This window comes from Mitsuaria sp. WAJ17 (assembly GCF_014174515.1).
GTDB lineage: Bacteria > Pseudomonadota > Gammaproteobacteria > Burkholderiales > Burkholderiaceae_C > Roseateles_B.
The window spans coordinates 170690-192563 of sequence record NZ_JACJUG010000002.1 but is presented as its reverse complement, the minus strand read 5'-3'; the positions used below and the strand labels follow the sequence as shown (position 1 = coordinate 192563).

Here is a 21874-nt window from a genome sequence, read left to right as displayed (position 1 = left end):
CCTCAGACACCCAGGTAGCGCTGCCACAGGGCCGGGTCGGCCTCCAGCGCCGCCGAGTCGCCCTGCCAGACCATGCGGCCGCGCTCCATGATGTGGTGCGCATCGCCCAGGCGCAGCAGTCGCTGCACGTACTTGTCGACCACCAGAATGGTCTGGCCCTGGGCGCGCAGTTCATTGAGCACGCGCCAGATCTCCTCGCGCACCAGGGGTGCCAGGCCCTCGGTGGCCTCGTCCAGTATCAGCAGTTGGGGGTTGGTCATCAGCGCGCGGGCGATGGCCAGCATCTGCTGCTCGCCGCCTGAGAGCTGGGCGCCACCGTGATGGCGTCGCTCGGCCAGGCGGGGGAAGGCCTCGTAGACGCGAGCCAGGGTCCAGGGACGGTCCAGACCGCGCCGGTTGGCCGCAAAGGCGACGAGGTTCTCCTCCACGCTGAGGTTGGGGAAGATCTGTCGCCCTTCCGGCACCAGGGCCAGGCCCTGCCTGGCAATGCGCTCGGGCGACCATCCGGTGACGTCCTCTCCGCACAGGCGGATCCGGCCAGCGCTGGGTTTGAGCCAGCCCACCAGGCACTTGATCAGGCTGCTCTTGCCCATGCCGTTGCGCCCCAGCAGGGAGCGGACCTCGCCCTGGCGCACGTCCAGGTCCAGGCCGAAGAGCACGGGGCTGCGGCCATAGGCGGCTTCCAGGCCGCGAACTTCCAGCACCAGCTCGCTCATGGCAACGCCTCCGCTGCGGCCTCATCACCCATCTCATCCCCCAGATAAGCCTCGCGCACGCCGGCATGGGTGCGGATGTGCTCGGGCGTACCGCTGGCAATCACCCGCCCGCCCACCAGCACCGAGATGCGCGTGGCCAGGCGGAAGACGGCGTCCATGTCATGCTCCACCAGCAGCAGGGTCATGTTCAGGCGCAGCAGCTGCAACAGCTCCAGCATGCGCTCGGATTCGTCAGGCCCCATGCCGGCCATGGGCTCGTCCAGCAGCAGCAGACGCGGCTTGGCGGCCAGGGCCAGGCCGATCTCCAGCTGGCGCTGCTCGGCATGAGAGAGGCTGCCGGCAGCGCGCTCCAGCTGCGAGCTCAGACCCACCTTCTGCGCCAGAGCCTCGGCCTCGGCCATCACGACAATCTGGCCGCGACGCGCCTGCCACCACTGGCGCGCGCCGCCGCGGCGGGTCTGAACGGCCAGCACGAGGTTGTCCAGCACGCTGCAGCGCGCAAAGATGCTGGTGATCTGATGGCTGCGCACCAGGCCGGCCTGCACGCGGGCGGCCATGTCGAAGGGGGCCAGGTCTTGCCCCCGGAAGCGGATGCAGCCGCCGTCAGGCCGCAGGCTGCCCGCGATCTGGTGGATCAGCGTGGTCTTGCCCGCGCCATTGGGGCCGATGAGGGCATGGACCTCACCCTCCGTCACCTCGAAGCTGGCCTCGTCCGTGGCCCGCAGGGCGCCGAAGCGCTTGACCAGTCCTTCCACGCGCAGGAGTTCAGCCATGGGAGCCCTCCCCTCGCTCCGTCCAGCGGCGTCGCAGGCCGCTCAGCAGGCCCGCCAGGCCCTGGGGCGCCACCATCACCACCGTCAGCAGCAGCACGCCCAGGGCCAGTTGCCAATGCAGGGTATAGGCCGAGAGCAGCTCCTCCAGCAGCAGGAACACCACGGCGCCCAGCGGGCCGCCCCACAGCGCGCCCGCGCCACCGAGGATCACCATCACCATCAGCTGGCCAGACTGCGCCCAGTGCAGCATCTGCGGGCTCACCAGGCCGTTGAGGTTGGCCAGCAACGCTCCGGCCAGACCGGCCTGGGCGCCGGCCAGGATGAAGGCACTGCACTGCAGGCCGAAGACCGGCGCGCCCAGGGCGCGCAAGCGGCTCTCGTTCTCGCGCACGCCCTGCAGCAGCAGGCCGAAGGGCGAGTTCAGCAGACGCCGCAGCAAGGCCATGCTGGCCGCGAAGCAGGCCAGCACGCAGAGGTAGAAGCTGTTGTCGTCCTTGAGGTCCACGCCCGGCAGCAGGGAGCGCTGCGGCAGCGGCAGGCCGTCGTCCCCGCCATAGGCTTTCAGGGATACGGCCAGGTAATAGAACATCTGCGCAAAGGCCAGCGTGATCATGATGAAGTAGACCCCGCGCGTGCGCAGCGCCACCGGGGCCACCAGCCCCGCCGCACAGCCGCTCACCGCCATGGCCAGCGGCCAGGCCACCAGGGCCTGCTGGCCCAGGCCGCCTCCGTTCATCAGCGCGCCCACCGTGTAGCCGCCCAGGCCCATGAAGGCCGCATGGCCGAAGCTCACCAGGCCGCCGAAGCCCAGGATGAGGTTGAGGCTGCTGGCCGCGATCGCGAAGATCAGCACGCGGGTGGCCACCCCGGTATAGAACTCCTGCCCCATCAGCTGCAGCAGCCAAGGCAGGCCCGTGAGTGCCAACAGCAGCAAGACCTGACCCCAAAGGCCTGGCCCCGGGTGGTCCAGCCTCAGGGGCGTGGCAGAGGAAGTGGTGGAAGCAGACATTCAGCGCCGAGCAGGAAAGAGGCCTTGCGGACGCCAGAACAGCACCGCCGCCATCAACACATAGATCAGGATGGATGCCAGCGCCGGCCCCAGGCTGGAGGCCAGCTCCGGCGAAGCCAGCGCCCGCAGACTCATCGGCAGCAGCGTGCGGCTGGCCGTGTCCACCAGGCCCACCAGCAGCGAGCCGATCAGCGCTCCGCGTATGGAACCGATGCCGCCGATCACGATCACCACGAAGGCCAGGATCAGGATGCTCTCGCCCATGCCCACCTGAACCGCCAGCAGCGGCCCCAGCAGGCCGCCGGCCAGCGCGCACAGCGCCGCCCCCAGGCCGAAGACCAGGGTGAAGAGCTTGCGGATGTCCACGCCCAGGGCCTGTGCCATGGCGCGGTTGGAGGCCCCGGCCCGCACCCACATGCCCACGCGGGTGCGCGTGACGCCCCACCACAGTCCCAGCGCCACCAACAGACCCACGCCGATGATCAGCAGCCGATAGGCCGGGTAGAGCATGCCCGGCAGCAGCTCCACCGGCCCCGACAGCGCGGCAGGCGTGCTGAGCATCAGAGGTTGCTCGCCCCAGATCATGCGCACGCCCTCATTGATCATCAGAATCAGCGCAAAGGTGGCCAGCACCTGCGAGAGGTGGTCGCGCTGGTAGAGCCGCCGCAGCAGGCTCATCTCAAGCGCCATGCCCAGCACCGCCGTAACCACCACTGCCGCCAGCAGCCCCAGCACAAAGCTGCCCGTGGCCGCCCCCACGGCCGCCGCCAGGTAGGCACCGACCATGTACAGCGAGCCATGGGCCAGGTTGATCATGTCCATGATCCCGAAGACCAGGGTCAGCCCGGCCGCCAGCAGGAACAGCATCAGCCCGAACTGCAGCCCGTTCAGCAACTGCTCAGCAACAAGAATCCAGTCCATCAATGCCGCCCGGCGCACGGTCTCACTTCATTTTGCAGAGCGGCGCGTAGGCATCTGCATGCTGGCTGAAGATCTTGCCCAGGGTCTTGTTGGTGACCCTGCCCTGGGCATCCTTGCCGATGATGCGCAGGTAGTAGTCCTGGACGGGGTACTGGTTGTTGTTGAACTTGAAGGCGCCGCGCACCGAGCTGAAGTGCGCAGCCTTCAGGGCCTTGAGCAGAGCCGGCTTGTCCTCGATCCTGCCCTTCACGTCCGCCACTGCGCCATCGATCAGCATCGCGGCGTCATAGCCCTGGCTGGCATAGAGCGAGGGCAGGCGGCCGTACTCCTTCTGGAAGTCGGCCACGAACTGCTTGTTGGCCGCGTTGTCCATGTCATGGGCCCAGTGCGAGCTGTTGAACATGCCCAGCATGGGCTCGCCCACGGCCTTGATCACGTCCTCGTCCGCCGAGAAGCCAGGGCCAAAGAGCGTGATGTCGCGCGAGAGGCCGGCGCCCACGAACTGCTTGATGAAGTTGATGCCCATGCCGCCCGGCAGGAAGATGTACATGGCGTCCGGCTTGGCGGCGCGGGCCTGCGCCAACTCGGCAGCGTAGTCCAGCTGCCCCAGCTTGGTGAAGATCTCGTCGGCCACGGCCCCCTTGTAGAAGCGCTTGAAGCCGGTGATGGCATCCTTGCCTGCCGGGTAGTTGGGGGCGATCAGCACCACCTTCTTGAAGCCCTTGTCCGTCACCACCTTGCCCACGGCCTCGTGCAGGTTGTCGTTCTGCCAGGCCACGTTGAAGAAGTAGGGGTTGCACTGCTCGCCCGCGTACTGCGAGGGGCCGGCGTTGGCGGACACATAGGGCGTCTTGCTGTCGAACACCGTGGGGCCCACGGCCAGCATGATGTTGGAGAAGACCACGCCGGTCATCACATCGACCTTGTCACGCTTGAGCAGGCGGTCGCTGGCCTGCTTGGCGACGTCGGGGTTCTGCTGATCGTCCGCGATCACCACCTCGGCCGGCAGGCCGCCCAGCTTGCCGCCCTTGTGCTTGAGCGCAAGATTGAAGCCGTCACGGATGTCCACGCCCAGGCCGGCACCGGCGCCGGACAGGGTGCTCAGCATGCCGACCTTGATCTTGTCGGCTGCCTGCGCCGCCGGCGCCAGCGCCGTCAGGGCCAGGGCTGCAGCGACAGCGAACGTGGGGGTCAGGTCTTGCTTTCGGAACAGGCGGGGCAGGCTCATGCGGGTCTCCATCCGGTCAATTTGGGGAAAGAAGCTCAGGGCTGGCGCAGCTTGAAGCGCTGCAGCTTGCCGGTCTCGGTGCGCGGCAGGCTGGGCAGGAACTCTATCGCACGGGGGTACTTGTAGGGGGCGATCGTCGCCTTGACGTAGTCCTGCAACTGGCGCGCCAGTTCCGGGCCCGCCTCGTGGCCGGAACGCAGCACCACGAAGGCCTTGACGATCTGCCCGCGCTCCTCGTCCGGCTGGCCGATCACGCCGCACTCGGCCACGGCCGGGTGGGCCAGCAGGGCCGACTCCACCTCGGGCCCGGCGATGTTGTAGCCGCCGGAGATGATCATGTCGTCCGTTCGGGCCTGGTAGACGAAGTAGCCGTCGGCGTCCTGCAGATAGGCGTCGCCGGTAAGGTTCCAGCCCTTGAGCACGTAGCTGCGCTGGCGCTCGTCGTCCAGGTAGCGGCAACCTGTCGGCCCCTTCACCGCCAGTCGGCCGACGGAGCCTGGCGGCAAGACCTGCCCCTCCTCGTCCAGCACGCAGGCCTGGTAGCCGGGCACGACACGCCCCGTGGCACCCGGCCGGGCGCCGGACTCATCGTGCGAGATGAAGATGTGCAGCATCTCGGTCGCACCGATGCCGTCGATCAGCTCGATGCCCGTCGTTTCCTTCCACAAGGCCCGCGTGGCCGCCGGCAGGGCCTCCCCGGCGCTGACGCACTTGCGCAGCGAGGAGAGATCATGCTGCGCCACCTGCCCCGCCATCGCCCGGTAGCTGGTGGGCGCGGTGAAGCAGACGGTGGCGCGGTGCTGGGCGATGGCAGCCAGCAGAACATCCGGTGTGGCCTTCTCCAGCAGCACGCTGGAGGCCCCCACACTCATGGGAAAGAGCACCAGCCCTCCCAGGCCGAAGGTGAAGGCCAGCGGGGGCGAACCGATGAAGACGTCGCCCGCCGCGGCCCTCAGGCAGTGCGGCGGCCAGCAGTGGCAGATGGCCATCACGTCCCGATGAAAGTGCATGGTGCCTTTGGGCTGGCCTGTGGTGCCGGAGGTGAAGGCGATCAGGCAGACGTCGTCCGAGGCGGTGTCCACGTTCTGGAACCGCGCCGGCTTGTTCGCCGAGAGCGCCTCCAGCCCATCGACCGCCTCCGAGTGGTAGTGCACGATGCGCTGCAGCACCGGATGCTCTGCCTGCGCCCGCACCAGTTCCTCGCTCAGGGCCGCATCGCACAAGGCGTGGCTCACCTGCGCCTTGTCGATGATCTGCCCCAGCTCCTTGGCCCGCAGCAGAGGCATGGTGGCCACAGCGATCGCGCCCACCTTCTGGAGGGCGAACCAGCAGGCCGCAAGCATGGGCGAGTTGCCGCCACGCAGCAGCACGCGATTCCCGGGATGCACGCCCATGTCCTGCACCAGCGCATGGGCGATGCGGTTGGCCTCGCCCTGCAGCTGGGCATAAGTCCAGCGGTGACGGGCTCCGATGAGGCAAGACCTGTCCCCCATCCCCTTGTCCACCCAGGCGTCCAGCAGCTCGCCGGCGCAGTTGAGGCGTTCCGGGAACTGCAGAGCGGGCAGTTCGAACAGCAGCTCGGGCCATTGCTCGGCCGGCGGAAGCCGGTCCCGGGCAAAAGTGTCGATATGGGCACTGCGATGCATGGACGGTCTCCTCGTGTTCTGTGTGGTCGTCCGCAAATCGGGTGGGGCCGGCATCAGCCGTTCTTGAGCAGGTCGCGGCCGATGATCAGCTGCTGCACCTCGCTGGCGCCTTCATAGATGCGCAAGGCGCGGATCTCGCGGTAGAGGGACTCCACGATCTCCCCGCTGCGCACGCCACGCCCGCCGTGCAGCTGCAGGGCGGCGTCGATGACCTGCTGCGCCGTTTCGGTGGCCATCAGCTTGGCCATGGCCGCCTCCCGGGTGATGGCCTGGCCCTGGTCGCGCTGCCAGGCGGCGCGGTAGACCAGCAGTGCCGAGCTGTCCACGCCGCAGGCCATGTCCGCCAGCTTGGCCTGGGCAAGCGGCAGGTCGGCCAGACGGCCGCCGAACATGGGGCGGGACTGCGCCTGACCCAGGCCCTCCTGCAAGGCGCGGCGGGCAAATCCTAGGGCCGCGGCGGCCACCGAGGTGCGGAAGACGTCCAGGGTTCGCATGGCGATCTTGAAGCCCTCGCCGGGCGAGCCGATCATCTGGCTGCGCGGCACGCGGCAGTCCGTGAAGCGCAGACGCGCCAGCGGATGGGGCGCGATCACCTCGATCCGCTCGGCGATCTCGAAGCCCGGCAGGCCGGCATCGACGATGAAGGCCGAGATGCCTCGCGACCCCGGCGCCTCGCCCGTGCGGGCGAAGAGCACGTAGAAGTCGGCGATGCCGCCGTTGGAAATCCAGGTCTTCTCGCCATTGAGCACGTAGTCGTCGCCGTCGAGCATGGCGCTGCACTGCAGGGCGGCCACGTCCGACCCGGCCTCGGGCTCCGACAGCGCAAAGGCGGCCAGCGCCTCGCCGGCCGCCACGCGCGGCAGGTAGCGCGCCCGCTGCGCCGGCGTTCCCGCCAGCGAGATCGCCCCGCTGCCCAGGCCCTGCATCGCAAACGCGAAATCCGCGAGGCCGTGGTGCCGTGCCAGCGTCTCGCGCAGCAGGCAGATCGACCGCGTGTCGATCACCTCCGCCGCGCCACCCAGGGCCGTACCCGCGACCGCATGCCGCAGCCAGCCGCCCTGCCCCAGCGCCTTCACCAGCGACCGGCATTCGGCATCGACATCCGCCCCATGCCCCGCCTGCAGATGCTCCGCGCACCAGGCCTCCAGGCCCCGAGCCAGCGCCTGATGACGCTCTTCAAAAAAGGGCCAGGCCAGATGCCTCAACGCCGCACGATCGTCATTCATCACTCATCCTTTGCAGTCCACAACTAACCGCGTGGAGACCAAGGATCCGGCTCCGCCGGTCCTCTGGTCTCGCCCCCTTGAGGGGGCCGGCTAAGCCGGTAGGGGGTGGTCCTAATCACCTTCAAAGACCGGGCGCTGCTTGGCCACGAAGGCGTGATACGCCCGATGGAAGTCCTGGGTCATCATGCAGATGGCCTGGGCCTGCGCCTCGGACTCGATGGCCTCGTCCACGCCCATGCTCCACTCCTGATGCAGCATGCGCTTGGTCATCGCGTGGCCGAAGCTGGGGCCGGTGGCGATCTCCGCGGCCCAGGCCAGGGTGTGCTCCAGCAAGTCGTCCGGCTCGACCAGGCGGTTGTGGAAGCCCCATTGCAGCCCCTCTTCGCCACCGAGCGAGCGCCCGCTGTAGAGCAGGTCTGACGCGCGCCCCTGGCCAACAATGCGCGGCAGGATGGCGCAGGCGCCCATGTCGCAGCCGGCCAGGCCCACGCGGGTGAACAGGAAGGCGGTCTTGGAGCGGGCCGTCGCCACGCGCAGGTCCGAGGCCATGGCCATGATGGCGCCCGCGCCGGCACAGACGCCATCGATAGCCGCGAACACTGGCTGCGGGCAGGCACGCATGGCCTTGACCAGGTCCCCGGTCATGCGGGTGAAGGCCAGCAGGTCGGGCATGGTCATCTGGGTCAACGGGCCGATGATCTCGTGCACATCGCCGCCGGAGCAGAAGTTGTCGCCCGCGCCCTGCACCACGATGGCCTTGATCTCGTCCACGTAGCAGAGCTTGCGGAACAGGTCGCGCAACTCCGCATAGGAGTCGAAGGTCAGCGGGTTCTTGCGCTCGGGGCGGTTTAGCGTGATCAGGCCGACGGCACCGCGCTGCTCCCAGCGAAAGTGCTGCGGCGCGAAGCCGGCCAGGCTGATCTTGTTGCCGTTGGCGAGATGGGAACTGAAGGGTTTGCTCATGGACTTCCTTTGCGGCGCGGGGCCGTGCTCGGGGCTGACGCATCGCCAGGCTTGCCAGGCTTGCCAGGCTTGGGCGCCGGACGGGCCTGCTCCAGACCCGCCAGATGCAGTTTCAAATGAGCCAGCAGGCCGTAGACCTCGCCCTTCTGCGCAGCATTCCAGCCTCCCAGCAGCTCGACCACCCAGGCCTCGTGCGTGGCAGCCATGCGGCGAAAGAGGCGGCGACCGGTGGGTGTCAGGGTCACGGTGAAGGAACGGCGGTCGCTGGCATGGGGCTGGCGTTGTACCAGGGACTCAGCCTCCAGTTGGTCCACGACGCCGGTGACGTTGCCGCCGGTGACCATCAGCCGCTGCGAGAGCTCGCGCATGCTGAGGCCTTCCGGGTGGCGCTCCAGCTGGGCCAGCAGGTCGAAGCGCGGCAGCGTGGTGTCGAACTGCTGGCGCAGGCGGTTGCGGATCTGGTCCTCGACGCGCGTAGTGCAGGCCAGCAGGCGCAGCCAGAGCTTGAGCGCCTGGTGGTCGTCATCGACCACGCGGGACTCCAGGTCCGGCCCCAGCAGGACGGCATCTTCGGCCTGCTCTGCCGTCAGCGCCTGGGCGTGCAGTTCGCGCGGCGGCCGGCTCATGTCACGCACTCGCCGCCGTCGATAGCCAGGGCCTGGCCATTGATGCTGGCCGCAGCGGCGCTTGCCAGCATCAGCACCTGCAGGGCGACCTCCTCGGGCTGGACCAGTCGCCCCTGCGGATTGGCCGCCGCCAGCTCGGCTCGGGCCTCCCCGGCGCTGCGGCCGGTCTTGACCTGGATGTTCTCGACGGCGCGCTGGACGATCTCCGTCTCGGTATAGCCCGGGCAGACGGCGTTGACTGTGACGCCCTTGCGCGCCACCTCCGCCGCCAACGCGCGGGTCAGGCCCAGAACACCGTGCTTGGCGGCGCAGTAGGCCGCCACGTAGGCATAGCCCTTCAGCGCCGCAGTGCTGGCCACGTTGATGATGCGGCCCTGGCGAGCGGCCAGCATGCCCGGCAGCACCTCTCGGCTGCAGAGAAAGGTGCCGGTGAGGTTGACCTGCAGCATCTGCTGGAACTGGGCCAGGCTGGTGCGGGTCAGCGGCGCCGTCCCCACCTGCCCGGCGTTGTTGACCAGAATGTCCACGGCCCCCATGCGCTCCACGGCCCGGGCAAAGGCGGACTGCACGCTGGCCTCCTCGCCCACGTCGCAGACTTCGCAGTGCAGGCGCTCCAGCGCGGGCGGGGTCAGGTCTTGCGCGGCAGCGGCCAGGCGCCCGGCGTCACGGCCCATCAGCGTCACTCGGGCCCCGGCAACCAGCAGCTGCCGAGCCACGGCCAGGCCGATGCCGCTGCCGCCGCCGGTCACCACGGCGTGGCGCCCGTGCAGGTCCAAGGCGTTTGAGTTCAAGGCGTTTGACGGCGCCATACTCAGACTCCCATCGCCCGGTTGGCCTGTTCCAGCGCAGAGAGGCCCGCCCCTTGCGCCGCCTGGGCGCGCTGGCGCTCGTACTCTTTCTCCAGCTGACCCTTGCCCGAGAGGTAGGGCATGGGCCAATCCAGGCCCGGTCCCGCCACATAGCCGATCTTCGCGGCCTCGTGCAGTGTCCAGGCCGGGTTGGCCAGGTGCGGGCGCGCCACGGCGCAGAGGTCTGCCCGGCCGGCAGCGATGATGCTGTTGACGTGATCCGCCTCGCTGATCGCGCCCACGGCGATGGTGGCGATGCCCACGCGGTTGCGGATGCTCTCCGAGAAGGGCGTCTGCCACATGCGGCCATAGACCGGCTTCTCGGCCTTGCTGACCTGCCCCGAGGACACATCGATCAGGTCCGCGCCCGCGGCCTTGAAGGCGGCAGCGATCTGCACGGCGTCTTCCGGCGTGATGCCGCCCTCCACCCAGTCATGGGCAGAGATGCGGACGGACATCGGGCGGTCCTGCGGCCATACCTTGCGCAGGGCGGTGAACACCTCCAGCGGGAAGCGCAGGCGGTTCTGCAGCGAGCCGCCGTAGTCATCCGTGCGGCGGTTGGTCAGCGGCGAGATGAAGCTGGACAGCAGGTAGCCGTGGGCACAGTGCAGCTCCAGCCAGTCGAAGCCTGCGGCTGCGGCGCGCTGGGCGGAGGAGATGAAGTCCTCGCGGACTCGGTCCATGTCATCGCGCGTCATCGCGCGGGACCAGGCGCTGACGCCCTCCAGGTACTGCTGCGGCGAGGCAGAGATCAGCGGCCAGGCACCCGATTCCAGCGGCTGGTCGATGCCATCCCAGGCCAGCCGGGTCGCACCCTTGGCGCCCGAATGCCCCAGCTGCATCGCCACCTTGGCGCTGCTGTGCTGGTGGATGTAGCGGACGATGCGGGTCCATGCTGCCTGCTGCTCGTTGGTGTAGAGACCGGGGCAGCCAGGCGTGATGCGGCCATCTTCGCTGGGCGCGGTCATCTCGGCGAACACAAGGCCGGCGCCCCCCATGGCACGGGCCCCCAGGTGCACCAGGTGGTGCTCGCCCGGCACGCCGTTCTCGCAGCTGTACTGGGCCATGGGCGAGACCACCACGCGATTCTTGAGCGTCAGGCCGCGAAGCCGAAAGGGTGTGAACATGGGCGGCACGGCCTGCCTGCCCAGCCCCGCGCGCTCGGCCAGCCAGGCTTCGTAGCCACCGACATAGGACGCATCGCGCAGGCGCAGGTTCTCGTGCGAGATGCGCTGCGAGCGGGTCAGCAGCGAGTAGGCAAACTGCTCGGGCGGCAGCTGGGCGTGGCGCTCGATGTTCTCGAACCACTCGGTGCTGTTGCGCGCGGCGTTCTGGATGCGCAGGACCTCAATGGAACGGCTGGCCTGGTAGGCGGCCAGAGCCATGTCCAACTCGCCCTGCGCCTCGCCGATGTCGCGGGCCAGTGCGATGGCGTCTTCAAAAGCCAGCTTGGTTCCGGAGCCGATGGAGAAGTGCGCGGTATGGGCCGCGTCGCCCATCAGCACCACCGGCACGCCATCGGCGCGGCGGTGCACCCAGGTCTTGCAGACCACGCGGGGGAAGCGGATCCACTGCGCCGAGCCGCGCAGGTGCGAGGCATTGGAGATCAGCTTCTTGCCGTCCAGCACCTTGGCAAAGAGCTGCTCGCAGAAGGCGATGCCCTCCTCCTTCTCCATCCGATCCAGGCCCGCGGCCTGCCAGACGCGATCGGGCGCCTCGACGATGAACGTGCTGTGCGTGCCGTCGAACTGGTAGGCATGGGCCTGGAACCAACCCCATTCGGTCTTCTGGAAATCGAAGGTGAAGGCGTCGAAGAGTTTCTCGGTGCCCAGCCAGACGAAGCGGCACTGGCGCAGGTCGATGTCGGGCTGGTAGATCGGGGCGTACTTGCTGCGGATACGGCTGTTGAGGCCATCGCTGGCGATGATGAGGTCGGCCTCGACGCCCTCGTCGTCCGGCTGGTCGTGCTCGTAGACCAGCTCCACGCCCAGTTGCTCGCAGCGGGCCTGCAGGATGTTCAGCAGCTTCTTTCGGCCAATGCCGCAGAAGCCATGGCCGCTGGAGCGCATCGTGCGGCCCTGGATGTGGACGTCGATGTCGTCCCAATGGTTGAAGGCGGTGAGGATCTCCTCGGCCGTCTGCGGGTCGGCCTCGCGCAGGCCGGCGAGGGTCTGGTCCGAGAAGACCACGCCCCAGCCGAAGGTGTCCCCGGGCTTGTTGCGCTCCAGAACCCGTACCTGGTGGGCCGGGTTTTGCTTCTTCATCAGGAGGGCGAAATAGAGGCCCGCGGGGCCGCCTCCAATGCAGGTGATGCGCATGATGTCCCTCGCCTTTCAAGCTGGTCTGCGCTGCACTTTAGGTATCGATAGTTTAGGTGTCAATTATTTTCAGGATATGCCAGACTACGGACATTCCCGCGTTGCGACCGGATTCAAAGCCGCCTCGCGCCGCATGGCAGGCCCTGTTGGATTTAACCGACACCACGGCCCCGCAAAGCCCCTTAAGGTGCGCGCCGTTGACGAAAGACGCCCATGAAAAAGCTTTGGGACATCTCCCCCCTGGTGCACCCGAATGCCCCCATCTTCCCTGGCGATGAGCCCTATCGCCTGCAGTGGACGGCGCGGCTCTCGCCCCAGTGCCCGGTGAACCTCAGCGCGCTGACCCTGTCGCCCCATGTGGGGGCGCATGCAGACGCGCCGCTGCATTACGCCAACGAGGCAGCCGACATCGCCTCGGTGGACCTCCACGCCTACCTGGGCCCCTGCCGTGTGATCCATGCCATCGGCTGCGGGCCGCTGATCCGCGTCGAGCATCTGGCGCATGCGGCCGAGGGCCTGCCCGAGCGCGTGCTGGTGCGTACCTGCGAGCAGGCGGACACCACCTGGCGCGAAGACTTCACCGCCTACGCGCCGGAGACCGTGGCCTGGCTGGCCAAGCGCGGCGTGCGCCTGATCGGCCTGGACACCCCCAGCGTGGACCCCGCCACCAGCAAGTCCCTGGACAGCCACCAGCAGCTGCTGCGCACCGACCTGCGCGTGCTGGAGAACCTGGTGCTGGACGAGGTGCCCGCGGGCGACTATGAATTGCTGGCCCTGCCCCTGAAGCTGGCCGGCGCCTGTGCCTCACCCGTGCGCGCAGTGCTGCGCGAACTCTGAAGGAGCCTCCTTGATGAAGCAAAGACAAGACTGTCAGGCCCTGGACGCGGCCGATGCCCTGCGCCCCCTGCGCGATCACTTCCTGCTGCCCGAGGGCGTGGTCTACCTGGACGGCAATTCCCTGGGCGTGCTGCCCGCCGCCACCGAGGCCCGTGTGCAGCAGGTGATCCGCCAGGAATGGGGCACGGACCTCATCAAGAGCTGGAACACCGCCGGCTGGATGGAGCTGCCCCGGCGCATCGGCAACAAGATCGCCTGGCTGATCGGCGCGGGCCCGGACGAGGTGGTGGTGGCCGACTCCACCTCGCTGAACCTCTACAAGGTGCTGGCCGCCGCCCTGCGCATCGCCGCCGAGGACCGCCCCGAGCGCCGCGTCATCCTCTCGGAGCGCAGCAACTTCCCGACCGATCTCTACATCGCCGAGAGCCTTGCTGCCCAGCACGGCTTCACGCTGAGACTTTTTGATCATGTGGACGAACTGCCGGCCCTGATCAACGGCGAGCTGGCCGTTCTGATGCTCACCGAGGTCAACTACCGCACCGGCTACAAGCACGACATGGCCGGCCTCACCCGCCTGGCCCATGCAGCCGGCGCCCTGGTGATCTGGGACTTGGCTCACTCCGCCGGCGCCGTCCCGGTGGACCTCAAGGGCGCGGACGCCGACTTCGCCATCGGCTGCGGCTACAAATACCTCAACGGCGGCCCCGGCGCCCCGGCCTTCGTCTGGGCGCATCCCCGCCATGTGGAGCGCTTCTGGCAGCCGCTGTCTGGCTGGCTGGGCCATGCGGCGCCCTTCCAGTTCACGCCCAACTACACGCCTGCGCCGGGCATCGGGCGCTACATCTGCGGCACGCCGGCCATCCTCTCCACGGCCGCGCTGGAATGCGGCGTGGACGTCTTCCTGGCCAGCGAGCCCCTGGGCGGCATGCCGGCCCTGCGCCGCAAGTCCATCGCGCTGACTGAGCTCTTCATCGAGCTGGTCGAGGCCCGCTGCGGCAGCAAAGCCCAGGGCGAGTTCCGCGACCTGGGCGTGCGCCTGGCCTCGCCGCGCGACGCCGCCCATCGCGGCAGCCAGGTCTGCCTGAGCCTCGAAGCCCCCCTTCAGGACGCCGGCTATGCCGTGGTCCAGGCCCTGATCGCGCGCGGCGTGATCGGCGACTTCCGGGCCGGCGACCCGAAACGCCTCGCGGAGGTGCCGCACATCCTGCGCTTCGGCTTCACCCCTCTTTACATCGGCTTCACCGAAGTCTTCGATGCCGTCGAGCACCTGCGCCAGGTCCTTGACAGCGGCGAATGGAAACAGTCCCAGTTCAACCAGAAAGCGGCCGTGACATGACCTGCCCCTACCACTCCACTCCCGACGGCGCTGCAGCGCCGGACCGCAGCAGCGGCAGCAGCGGCGAGGCCATCGTCCGCGAAGAGGGTGCCCAGCTCGACTTCTCCTCGGACATGAGCTATGGCGACTACCTGAAGCTGGACCAGGTGCTCTCGGCCCAGCACCCGCTCTCGCCGGACCACAACGAGATGCTCTTCATCGTGCAGCACCAGACCTCGGAGCTGTGGATGAAGCTGATGCTGCACGAGCTGCAGGCCGCCGTGCGCTGCGTGCACGAGGATGCCCTGCCAGAGGCCTTCAAGATGCTGGCCCGGGTCTCGCGGGTGATGGAGCAGCTGGTCCACGCCTGGGACGTGCTGGCCACCATGACGCCGCCCGAGTACACGGCCATCCGGCCCTACCTGTCCAATAGCAGCGGCTTCCAGAGCTGGCAGTACCGCCAGATCGAATTCATGATGGGCAACAAGAACGCGGCCATGCTGCGTCCTCACGCCCACCGGCCGGACCTGCTGGCTGCCGTCGAGAAGGCCTTCACGGCGCCCTCCCTTTACGACGAGGTCCTGCGCCTGATGGCCCGCCGCGGCATCGCCGTGCCAACCAGCCACACGGACCGCGACTGGACCCAGCCCTACGCCGCCAGCGAGGCCGTCAAGGCCGCCTGGCTGCAGGTCTACCGCGACCCCAAGGCGCATTGGGACCTCTACCAAATGGGCGAGGAACTGGTCGACATGGAAGACGCCTTCCGCCTCTGGCGCTTCCGCCACGTCACCACGGTCGAGCGGGTGATCGGCTTCAAGCGCGGCACCGGTGGCACCGGTGGGGTCAGCTATCTTCGCAAGATGCTGGACACCGTGCTCTTCCCCGAGCTATGGGCCCTGCGGACCGAGCTCTGACTGTCCAACCGCCCAGTGGGCCGGGGCACCGTTCGCCGCCCTGGTTCGCCATCGATCCGCCCGCCCCGCCATTCGCCGCATGACCCCGGCAGGCCCCGAGCGCCGCGGGCACAGTACGTTCACCCCAAAAGGAGGAACGCACCATGAACGCCAAGATCCTGTCCCTGCAGATCAGCGCGGCCTGCACCCTGGCCGGCCTCGTGAGCGGCCTGACCCCCACGCGAGTTGAGGCCGCGCCGGCCCACATGGTGGCTGCCGCAGCGCCCCTCGATGCCGGCGCCGTGGCCTCGGACCCAGCGACCGAGGCAGCCCGCAGCCTGCCCGCCCTGGGCTGAGCCTTCCGTCTCCCCGGGCCGTACTGTGCGCATTCCAGCCGCTTCCCGCGGATACGAAGGGCTGTTCGCCCCTGACGAATAGCCGGACGCTGGCATATCTCTAGAATGCCTGGTTTGCGCGGCCTGCACGACCTGCGCGCCGCCGACGAACTTCTCGCGCCATCCAGGACCGGCCCATGACGCCGGTCCAGCCTCCGGAGACAGCCATGGACACCCGCACTTCCGAGATCAGCCTGCGCATCGCGCGCGTTCGAGACGAGCTCCGCGCTGCCGGCGCACATGCCCTGCTGGTGCCCTCGGCCGACCCCCATCTTTCCGAATATCTGCCGGAACGCTGGCAGGCCCGCCAGTGGCTTTCGGGTTTCACCGGTTCGGTCGCCACCCTGGTGATCGGCCTGGACCGCGCCGCCCTGTTCGCTGACAGCCGCTACTGGACGCAGGCCGAGGTCGAGCTGGCCGGTACCGGCATCGAGCTGGTCAAGGTGATGAGCGCCGTGTCTCCCGACTTCATGCACTGGATCGGCGGCACGCTGCAGGCCGGCCAGACCCTGGCCGTGGACGGCCAGGTGCTTGGCCTGGGCCTGGCCCACCAGTTGCGCGCCGTGCTGGGCGCCAAGGGCATCCAGGTGGCCACGGGCCTCGACATTGTGCAGGCTGTCTGGGACGGCCGCCCCGGCCTGCCCGCCGCACCGGTCTATGAGCACCTGCCGCCCCAGGCCACCGTGAGCCGCGCGGCCAAGCTGGCCGATGTACGTGCCGCCATGACCCGCCATGGCGCCAGCCATCACTTCATTTCCAGCGTCGATGACCTGGCCTGGCTCTTCAATCTGCGCGGCAGCGACGTTGAGTGCAATCCTGTCTTCATCGCCCACGCCCTGCTGGACGCCACCCAGGCCGCGATCTTCATCGCCGAAGGCAAGATCCCCGCGGAGCTGGCCGCCCGCCTGGCCGCCGACGGCGTTCAGCTGCGTCGCTACGAGGAGGCCGGCGAGGCCCTGCGCGCCCTCCCGTCCAGCGCCGTGGTACTGATGGACCCGCGCCGCGTGACCCTGGGCCTGCGCGAGGCCGTGCCCGCCGGCTGCGCCGTGGTCGAAGCCATCAACCCCAGCACCCTCTTCAAGAGCCGCAAGACCGAGGCTGAAGCCGCCTTTGTGCGCGAATGCATGGAGCAGGACGGCGCCGCCATGTGCGAGTTCTACGCCTGGTTCGAGCAGGCCCTGGGCCGCGAGCGGATCACCGAGCTCACCATCGACGAACGCCTGAGCGCCGAGCGCGCCAAACGCCCGGGCTTCGTGGGCCTGAGCTTCTCCACCATCGCCGGCTTCAATGCCAACGGCGCCCTGCCCCACTACCGTGCCACGCCCGCCGCCCATGCGGTGATCGAGGGCAAGGGCCTGCTGCTGCTCGACTCCGGCGGCCAGTACCTTGGCGGCACCACCGACATTACCCGCGTCTGGCCCGTCGGCGAGGTGGGCGCCGCACAGAAGCGGGACTACACCCTGGTGCTCAAGGGCACGATCGCACTCTCGCGCGCCGTGTTCCCGCGCGGCACCCTGGGCCCCATGCTGGACGCCATCGCCCGCGTGCCGATGTGGGCACATGGCCTGGACTACGGCCACGGCACCGGCCATGGCGTGGGCTATTTCATGAACGTGCACGAAGGCCCGCAGAACATCTCCAAGACCCTAGCGGACCCGAACATGGCGATGGAAGTGGGGATGATCACCTCCATTGAACCCGGCATCTATCGCCCGGGCCAGTGGGGCGTGCGCATCGAGAACCTGGTGCTCAACGTGCCCCAGGCCACGCCGGAGAACGGCGCCTTCGGCGAGATGCTGGCCTTCGAGACGCTCACCCTGTGCCCTATCGACACCCGCTGCATCGAAGCCAGCTTGCTGACAGCCGAGGAGACCGCCTGGCTGAACCACTACCACGCCGAGGTGCGCCGCCGCCTGAGCCCGCTGGTGCAAGGCCCGGCCCTGGACTGGCTGATGACCCGCACCGAGGCGATCTGAGCGCCCCGCGGCCTCCGGCCCCTGATAACGCGACCTCCGGGTCGCGTTTTTCATGCGTGCCGAGACGCCTGGGGCACTGGAAGCCGTTCTTCACTTGGGCTAGATTTGAGTCAGCCCTGCCCATGCACCGCAGGGCGGGAGCGCATCATGACCAGCAAGTCCCTGCATGAGTTCTCCGATAGCGGCCTGCACACGGCACTCCTGGTGGTGCTGTTGCTGATGGCGCTGGTGGGCATCATCGACGCCCTCTTCTTCACCCCGGAAGGCCGTACACCGGTTGTGTGGCGGCTGGAAACCGTGGTGGTGGACGGCAAGTCGGCGCCACGCTGATCCGGCGGTTTCAGGCTGGCGATCCAGCCGGCACGGTTTTGAAGCCAGCGAGGCTTGCCGGGTAGCGCCAGAGGGCGCCACTGGCCGGGCTCACATCTGCCGGAACAGATGCAGATAGCTGCGGCTGACCGGCAAGACCTCGTTGCGCTTCTTCAGGTGGAGGTCCGCCGTTTCGTTCGGGCCGCGCGTCACATGGCTGATCGCATGCAGGTTGACCACCACCGAGCGGTGCACCTGCACGAAATGCTGGGGATCGAGTTGCTCGATCAGTTCGCGGATGGGCGTGCGGATCAAGGCCTCGCCCTCTTCCCAGACCACCAGCGTGTATTTCTCGTCGGAGCGCATGAAGAGAATTTGCTCGACCGGGATGAGGCGCAGGGTGCTGCCCACCGAGGCCCGGATCCATTGCAGGTAGCCGCCGGCGACAGGTGCGCTGCGTGGGGCCCCCACGGGCAGGCTGCCCTCCTGCGCCAGGCGCTGGGCCAGTTGCTCAATCATGGCCTCCAGGCCGGGGGCCGCAGGCGCCTGCCCGGCACGCTGCTGGCGCAGACGCTCCTGCAGACGATTGACGGTGTCACCCAGGCGCGCCGCATCGACCGGCTTGACCACGTAGTCCAGCGCTCCCTGCTCAAAGGCCTGCACAGCGTACTGCTCATAGGCGGTGACGAAGACCAGCTGCGCACGGCGGCCGATCTGACGCGCAGCCTCGACGCCGTTGACGCCGGGCATGTGAACGTCAAGAAAGACGATGTCTGGTGAATGGATCTCGAACAGCTCCACCGCCTCGCGCCCGTTTCGAGCGGTGGCGACCACCGTCAGCTCGGGCCAGTGTTGCTGCAGGGCCCGGCCGAGGCTTTCGCGCAGCAGGGGTTCGTCGTCGGCGATCAGGGCGGTGGCGGCAATCATGGGCTGAACTGGATCTGGGCACGCAGGCCATGCGGCTGATTCTCTGCCAAATCCAGCGCGGCCGAGGGCCCGTAGAACACCTGCAGGCGCTCGCGCAGATTGCGCAGCCCTGTGCCCGTGCCCATGGACTGCGCCAGGCCCACGCCGGTATCGGTGACGCCCAGCACGACCCGCGCCCCCTGCTTCTCACCGCTGATCACGATGCTGCCGCCTTCTTCGCTGGGATCGATGCCATGGCGGACGGCGTTCTCCACAAGAGTCAGCAAGGCCATCGGCGGGAAGCGCAAGCTGTGCAGCGGGGCCGGCACCTCGATGCTGAACTGCAGGCGGTCGGGCATGCGCAGGTGCATGAGGTCCAGATAGGCGCGCACCAGGCCGAGCTCGTCTCCCAGTGTGGCCAGCTCATCGTGCAGGCGGGGCATGGCCGCGCGCAGATAGGCGATCAGGCTGTGCAGCACCGGCGCAGCCTGCGGCGAGCCGGTCTCCACCAGCGCGCGCACATTGGCAAGGGTGTTAAAGAGAAAATGGGGTTCGATCTGGGCCTGCAGCAATCGCAGGCGAACATCCAGGGCACGGCGCTCCAGCTCGCTGCGCTCCAGCTCGAAGCGCAGGGCCTGCGAACGCGCCTCGGCGTCGCGCTGGCGGTAGAGCGCACCCAGGGCGATCAGGGGGCCCAGGAGCAGTCCGGAGCCCACGATCCACTGGAAGCCCAGGATGCGTCCCTCGCTCTGCAGCAGCCGGTCCACATCACCGCCGACAGCAGCCAGGTAGACGATGGCCGTGCCCACCGGCACCGCCACCACCACCACCATTACCTGCAGCAGCCACCGCTCAATCCAGCGCGGCAGGCGGCGCGGCCACTGCCCCGCGGCGAGGAAGGCGATCAGCGCCAGGATGGCAACGAACAGCGTCCGGCCCAGCAGGACCGGGAACGGCGTGATGAAGATGGAATTGAGAAAGCCGGCGGCCACGCCACCAAGGGCCAGAGCAACCCCGACGCGGCGCGGATTCAGCTCGGCAAAGAAGGCGCGCCGGGCTTCAGCATGGCTGGGCACGGGCGGGCGGGGCATCTTCTCCGATTGCATGGAGCGAGACGATAGCCGCCCGTCGCGCCCTCACCAAGGCGCCAGCCCCAAGGAGGCGATGAGCGACGGTATGGCAAGCCTGAAATACGCTTGCCCGGCTCGCGGACCGACGAGGTGTCGGGATGTACCGGGGGGTTTGCCCAGCGCGGACCCCGCCGTGATCAGGCCACGAGGGCGCCACAAGGCCTCAGCGGCGGCCGGCTACTGACGGCGCGCTGCCCTTCGCGGACCGCGTGTCGCAGGGCTTCCGCGGGGGACGGCCAGCCGTAGCCGCCCGCCATGTTTTCATCTCTGAAGACCTCATGCAGCGGACGCCCGTGCTCCAGGCGCATCACCACCACGGCAGCAACATAGCCGTACGCCCGCGTGCGCTCGATGGCACCGGCGAAGATGCGGTAGTTGCCGTAGTCGACTTCCTTGAAATGCATGACCTGCTCCATCGCGGCCCTGATAGCAGGCCGCAGTCCCCACTGTCCTCCCGGGCGGGGTCAGGCAGCAGAACTCTTTCGGGGGCCCCCAAAAGTGGGATGAGCGTGCGCTGCCGATCCGATGCCCCTGGGGCGGGCTCGCGGGAGCATAGGGGTCGTATCGTGGCGCGGTCATCCTCATCAATGATGGACACGCCGGCCTGCCGTGCGCCTGTCAGTCCTTTGGATCGCGCCAGAACAAGGGCCCCATGCGCTGCCTCAGCTCCTTCAGCCGCCGACGACTGCCTTCATCCAGCCATTGCTCGTAGAGCGACTGCAGTCGATCGCGAACGCCCGGCTGAGCGAGCAGCCGGTCGATGGTCAGCACCGCACGCCGGCCCGCCGGATTGGCGGAACAGGCGATGTAGGACAACTGGGACTCGTCCAGCTCCTCCAACGGCCACCACCCCAGCTGCTCGCCCAGTTCGGGCTGCAGGGCCTTGAAGTAGCTGAGCTCGAACTCATAGACCAGCGTGGCGTCCATGGCATGCGAGCGCGCTAGCATGGCCAGCACGGACTGATTGGACGTGTTCAGGACGAAGCGCTGCACCTGCGCTGCATGGGCGCCCAGCATGAGGTCCACGGCCCCGCCATGGGCACGATAGCCGACAAGGCCCAGGCGCATGCCCCGGTCCAGCAGCGCCTGAAGGGACAGCGGCTGCGGCCGTCGCGGCGGTGCCAGAACGTGATCCCGCCGCATGACCACGCCCACGGGCAGGAACCTGAAGATGGCTGCAGTGAAGGCATAGCGCGTCATCCGCAAAGGCGTGCGACTGAAGGCCGCGCTGCAGACCGCCTGGTCCGATTCCCGCAGCTCGCGGTCCAGGCGCATCGGAGACACATGCAGGGTTTCGTGGCTGAACTGCGGCAGACTGGGCTGCAGCACCTCGGCCAGCATGCGGTCCACGTAGCCGCGCCCGCGCAATGATCCTTCGCGGATGACCATGGGCGCATAGGGCGCACCGGCCCAGATCAGGCGCTCCTGCGATGCGACCGACGCCCTAGCGACGCTCGCCGGCGAAGGGGCCGACTCAGCGGCCTGGCTCAGCAGCCCGGGCCAGGCCATCGCGAACAGCAGCAACAACTTCAAGGCCATCGGGCGCGCCTGGCAAACCAATCCAGTCGCGGACGATAGAGGATGCCCGGCCCCTTGCACCACCTGACCAGGCATCGAAGTCAGCCGCGCGCACAAGTTTTACACGACGCCCACGCAGAACCAAGGGCGGCAGGCCAGAACCTGGCACCACGGCTCGAGGGCTCAGAAACGAAAAATGGGCCCAAAGGGCCCATTTCTACGTACTGCTTGGCGGAGAGGGGGGGATTCGAACCCCCGGTACGGGGATACCGTACGCCTGATTTCGAGTCAGGTACATTCAACCACTCTGCCACCTCTCCT

21 protein-coding genes and 1 tRNA gene are annotated in these 21874 nt (G+C 68.3%); 6 read left to right on the top strand and 16 right to left on the bottom strand.

The genetic code is table 11. From position 1 onward, the window contains the following. Nucleotides 1-2: 2 nt before the first annotated feature. The 11 genes from H5407_RS02480 to H5407_RS02430 form a co-directional block, all read right to left on the bottom strand. A complete protein-coding gene (locus H5407_RS02480) occupies nucleotides 3-716 on the bottom strand; it encodes an ABC transporter ATP-binding protein (RefSeq protein WP_183102825.1) in 714 nt (237 codons plus the stop codon). Continuing rightward, nucleotides 713-1489: an ABC transporter ATP-binding protein gene (locus tag H5407_RS02475; protein WP_183102824.1), complete on the bottom strand. Its 777-nt coding sequence runs from the start codon at nucleotides 1487-1489 to the stop codon at nucleotides 713-715. Before H5407_RS02475 ends, H5407_RS02480 begins: the two co-directional genes overlap by 4 nt. After that, nucleotides 1482-2498 (bottom strand): branched-chain amino acid ABC transporter permease, encoded by a 1017-nt coding sequence (locus tag H5407_RS02470; RefSeq protein WP_183102823.1) that lies wholly within the window; start codon nucleotides 2496-2498, stop codon nucleotides 1482-1484. The genes H5407_RS02475 and H5407_RS02470 overlap by 8 nt, the downstream gene beginning before the upstream one ends. Further along, nucleotides 2499-3419: a branched-chain amino acid ABC transporter permease gene (locus H5407_RS02465; RefSeq protein WP_183102822.1), complete on the bottom strand. Its 921-nt coding sequence runs from the start codon at nucleotides 3417-3419 to the stop codon at nucleotides 2499-2501. A gap of 22 nt (nucleotides 3420-3441) precedes the next feature. Beyond that, nucleotides 3442-4647 carry an ABC transporter substrate-binding protein gene (locus H5407_RS02460; protein ID WP_183102821.1) on the bottom strand — a complete coding sequence of 402 codons (1206 nt, stop codon included), beginning with the start codon at nucleotides 4645-4647 and terminating at the stop codon, nucleotides 3442-3444. A 35-nt stretch (nucleotides 4648-4682) separates the two neighbouring features. Further along, nucleotides 4683-6293, bottom strand: a complete 1611-nt coding sequence (locus H5407_RS02455) for an AMP-binding protein (RefSeq protein ID WP_183102820.1) — start codon at nucleotides 6291-6293, stop codon at nucleotides 4683-4685. Between the two features lie 53 nt (nucleotides 6294-6346). Next, the gene (locus H5407_RS02450) at nucleotides 6347-7519 is read right to left on the bottom strand and encodes an acyl-CoA dehydrogenase family protein (RefSeq protein WP_183102819.1); all 1173 of its coding nucleotides are present in this window, start codon (nucleotides 7517-7519) and stop codon (nucleotides 6347-6349) included. A 111-nt stretch (nucleotides 7520-7630) separates the two neighbouring features. Then, nucleotides 7631-8482: an enoyl-CoA hydratase family protein gene (locus H5407_RS02445; protein WP_183102818.1), complete on the bottom strand. Its 852-nt coding sequence runs from the start codon at nucleotides 8480-8482 to the stop codon at nucleotides 7631-7633. Further along, a complete protein-coding gene (locus H5407_RS02440) occupies nucleotides 8479-9108 on the bottom strand; it encodes a MarR family winged helix-turn-helix transcriptional regulator (RefSeq protein WP_183102817.1) in 630 nt (209 codons plus the stop codon). The genes H5407_RS02445 and H5407_RS02440 overlap by 4 nt, the downstream gene beginning before the upstream one ends. Continuing rightward, nucleotides 9105-9917 carry an SDR family NAD(P)-dependent oxidoreductase gene (locus tag H5407_RS02435; protein WP_183102816.1) on the bottom strand — a complete coding sequence of 271 codons (813 nt, stop codon included), beginning with the start codon at nucleotides 9915-9917 and terminating at the stop codon, nucleotides 9105-9107. Before H5407_RS02435 ends, H5407_RS02440 begins: the two co-directional genes overlap by 4 nt. A gap of 2 nt (nucleotides 9918-9919) precedes the next feature. Next, nucleotides 9920-12274: a bifunctional salicylyl-CoA 5-hydroxylase/oxidoreductase gene (locus H5407_RS02430; protein ID WP_183102815.1), complete on the bottom strand. Its 2355-nt coding sequence runs from the start codon at nucleotides 12272-12274 to the stop codon at nucleotides 9920-9922. A 213-nt stretch (nucleotides 12275-12487) separates the two neighbouring features. On the opposite strand from H5407_RS02430, the gene kynB reads away from it, so the two are divergent. The 6 genes from kynB to H5407_RS02400 all read left to right on the top strand — a co-directional run bounded on the left by kynB (nucleotide 12488) and on the right by H5407_RS02400 (nucleotide 18020). Beyond that, entirely contained in the window at nucleotides 12488-13111 is a 624-nt protein-coding gene (gene kynB / locus H5407_RS02425) for an arylformamidase (protein WP_183102814.1), read from the top strand. A 13-nt stretch (nucleotides 13112-13124) separates the two neighbouring features. Further along, on the top strand, nucleotides 13125-14447 hold the full coding sequence (gene kynU, locus H5407_RS02420) for a kynureninase (RefSeq protein ID WP_183102813.1): 1323 nt from the start codon (nucleotides 13125-13127) through the stop codon (nucleotides 14445-14447). Next, the gene (gene kynA, locus H5407_RS02415; protein WP_183102812.1) at nucleotides 14444-15340 is read left to right on the top strand and encodes a tryptophan 2,3-dioxygenase; all 897 of its coding nucleotides are present in this window, start codon (nucleotides 14444-14446) and stop codon (nucleotides 15338-15340) included. The genes kynU and kynA overlap by 4 nt, the downstream gene beginning before the upstream one ends. A gap of 143 nt (nucleotides 15341-15483) precedes the next feature. Beyond that, a complete protein-coding gene (locus tag H5407_RS02410; protein WP_183102811.1) occupies nucleotides 15484-15675 on the top strand; it encodes a hypothetical protein in 192 nt (63 codons plus the stop codon). 206 nt (nucleotides 15676-15881) lie between these two features. Then, the gene (locus H5407_RS02405) at nucleotides 15882-17690 is read left to right on the top strand and encodes an aminopeptidase P family protein (protein WP_183102810.1); all 1809 of its coding nucleotides are present in this window, start codon (nucleotides 15882-15884) and stop codon (nucleotides 17688-17690) included. Between the two features lie 147 nt (nucleotides 17691-17837). Then, nucleotides 17838-18020, top strand: a complete 183-nt coding sequence (locus tag H5407_RS02400) for a hypothetical protein (protein WP_183102809.1) — start codon at nucleotides 17838-17840, stop codon at nucleotides 18018-18020. 90 nt (nucleotides 18021-18110) lie between these two features. Here H5407_RS02400 and H5407_RS02395 read toward each other — a convergent pair whose 3' ends face one another. The 5 genes from H5407_RS02395 to H5407_RS02375 form a co-directional block, all read right to left on the bottom strand. Next, the gene (locus H5407_RS02395; RefSeq protein WP_183102808.1) at nucleotides 18111-18926 is read right to left on the bottom strand and encodes a LytTR family DNA-binding domain-containing protein; all 816 of its coding nucleotides are present in this window, start codon (nucleotides 18924-18926) and stop codon (nucleotides 18111-18113) included. Next, complete coding sequence (locus H5407_RS02390; protein ID WP_183102807.1) at nucleotides 18923-19996, bottom strand: sensor histidine kinase; 1074 nt, start codon at nucleotides 19994-19996, stop codon at nucleotides 18923-18925. Before H5407_RS02390 ends, H5407_RS02395 begins: the two co-directional genes overlap by 4 nt. A 176-nt stretch (nucleotides 19997-20172) precedes the next feature. Beyond that, a complete protein-coding gene (locus H5407_RS02385) occupies nucleotides 20173-20439 on the bottom strand; it encodes a hypothetical protein (RefSeq protein WP_183102806.1) in 267 nt (88 codons plus the stop codon). A gap of 214 nt (nucleotides 20440-20653) precedes the next feature. After that, nucleotides 20654-21574, bottom strand: a complete 921-nt coding sequence (locus tag H5407_RS02380) for a hypothetical protein (protein ID WP_183102805.1) — start codon at nucleotides 21572-21574, stop codon at nucleotides 20654-20656. 208 nt (nucleotides 21575-21782) lie between these two features. Beyond that, nucleotides 21783-21873: transfer RNA gene (locus H5407_RS02375), tRNA-Ser, on the bottom strand. Nucleotide 21874 lies beyond the last annotated feature (1 nt).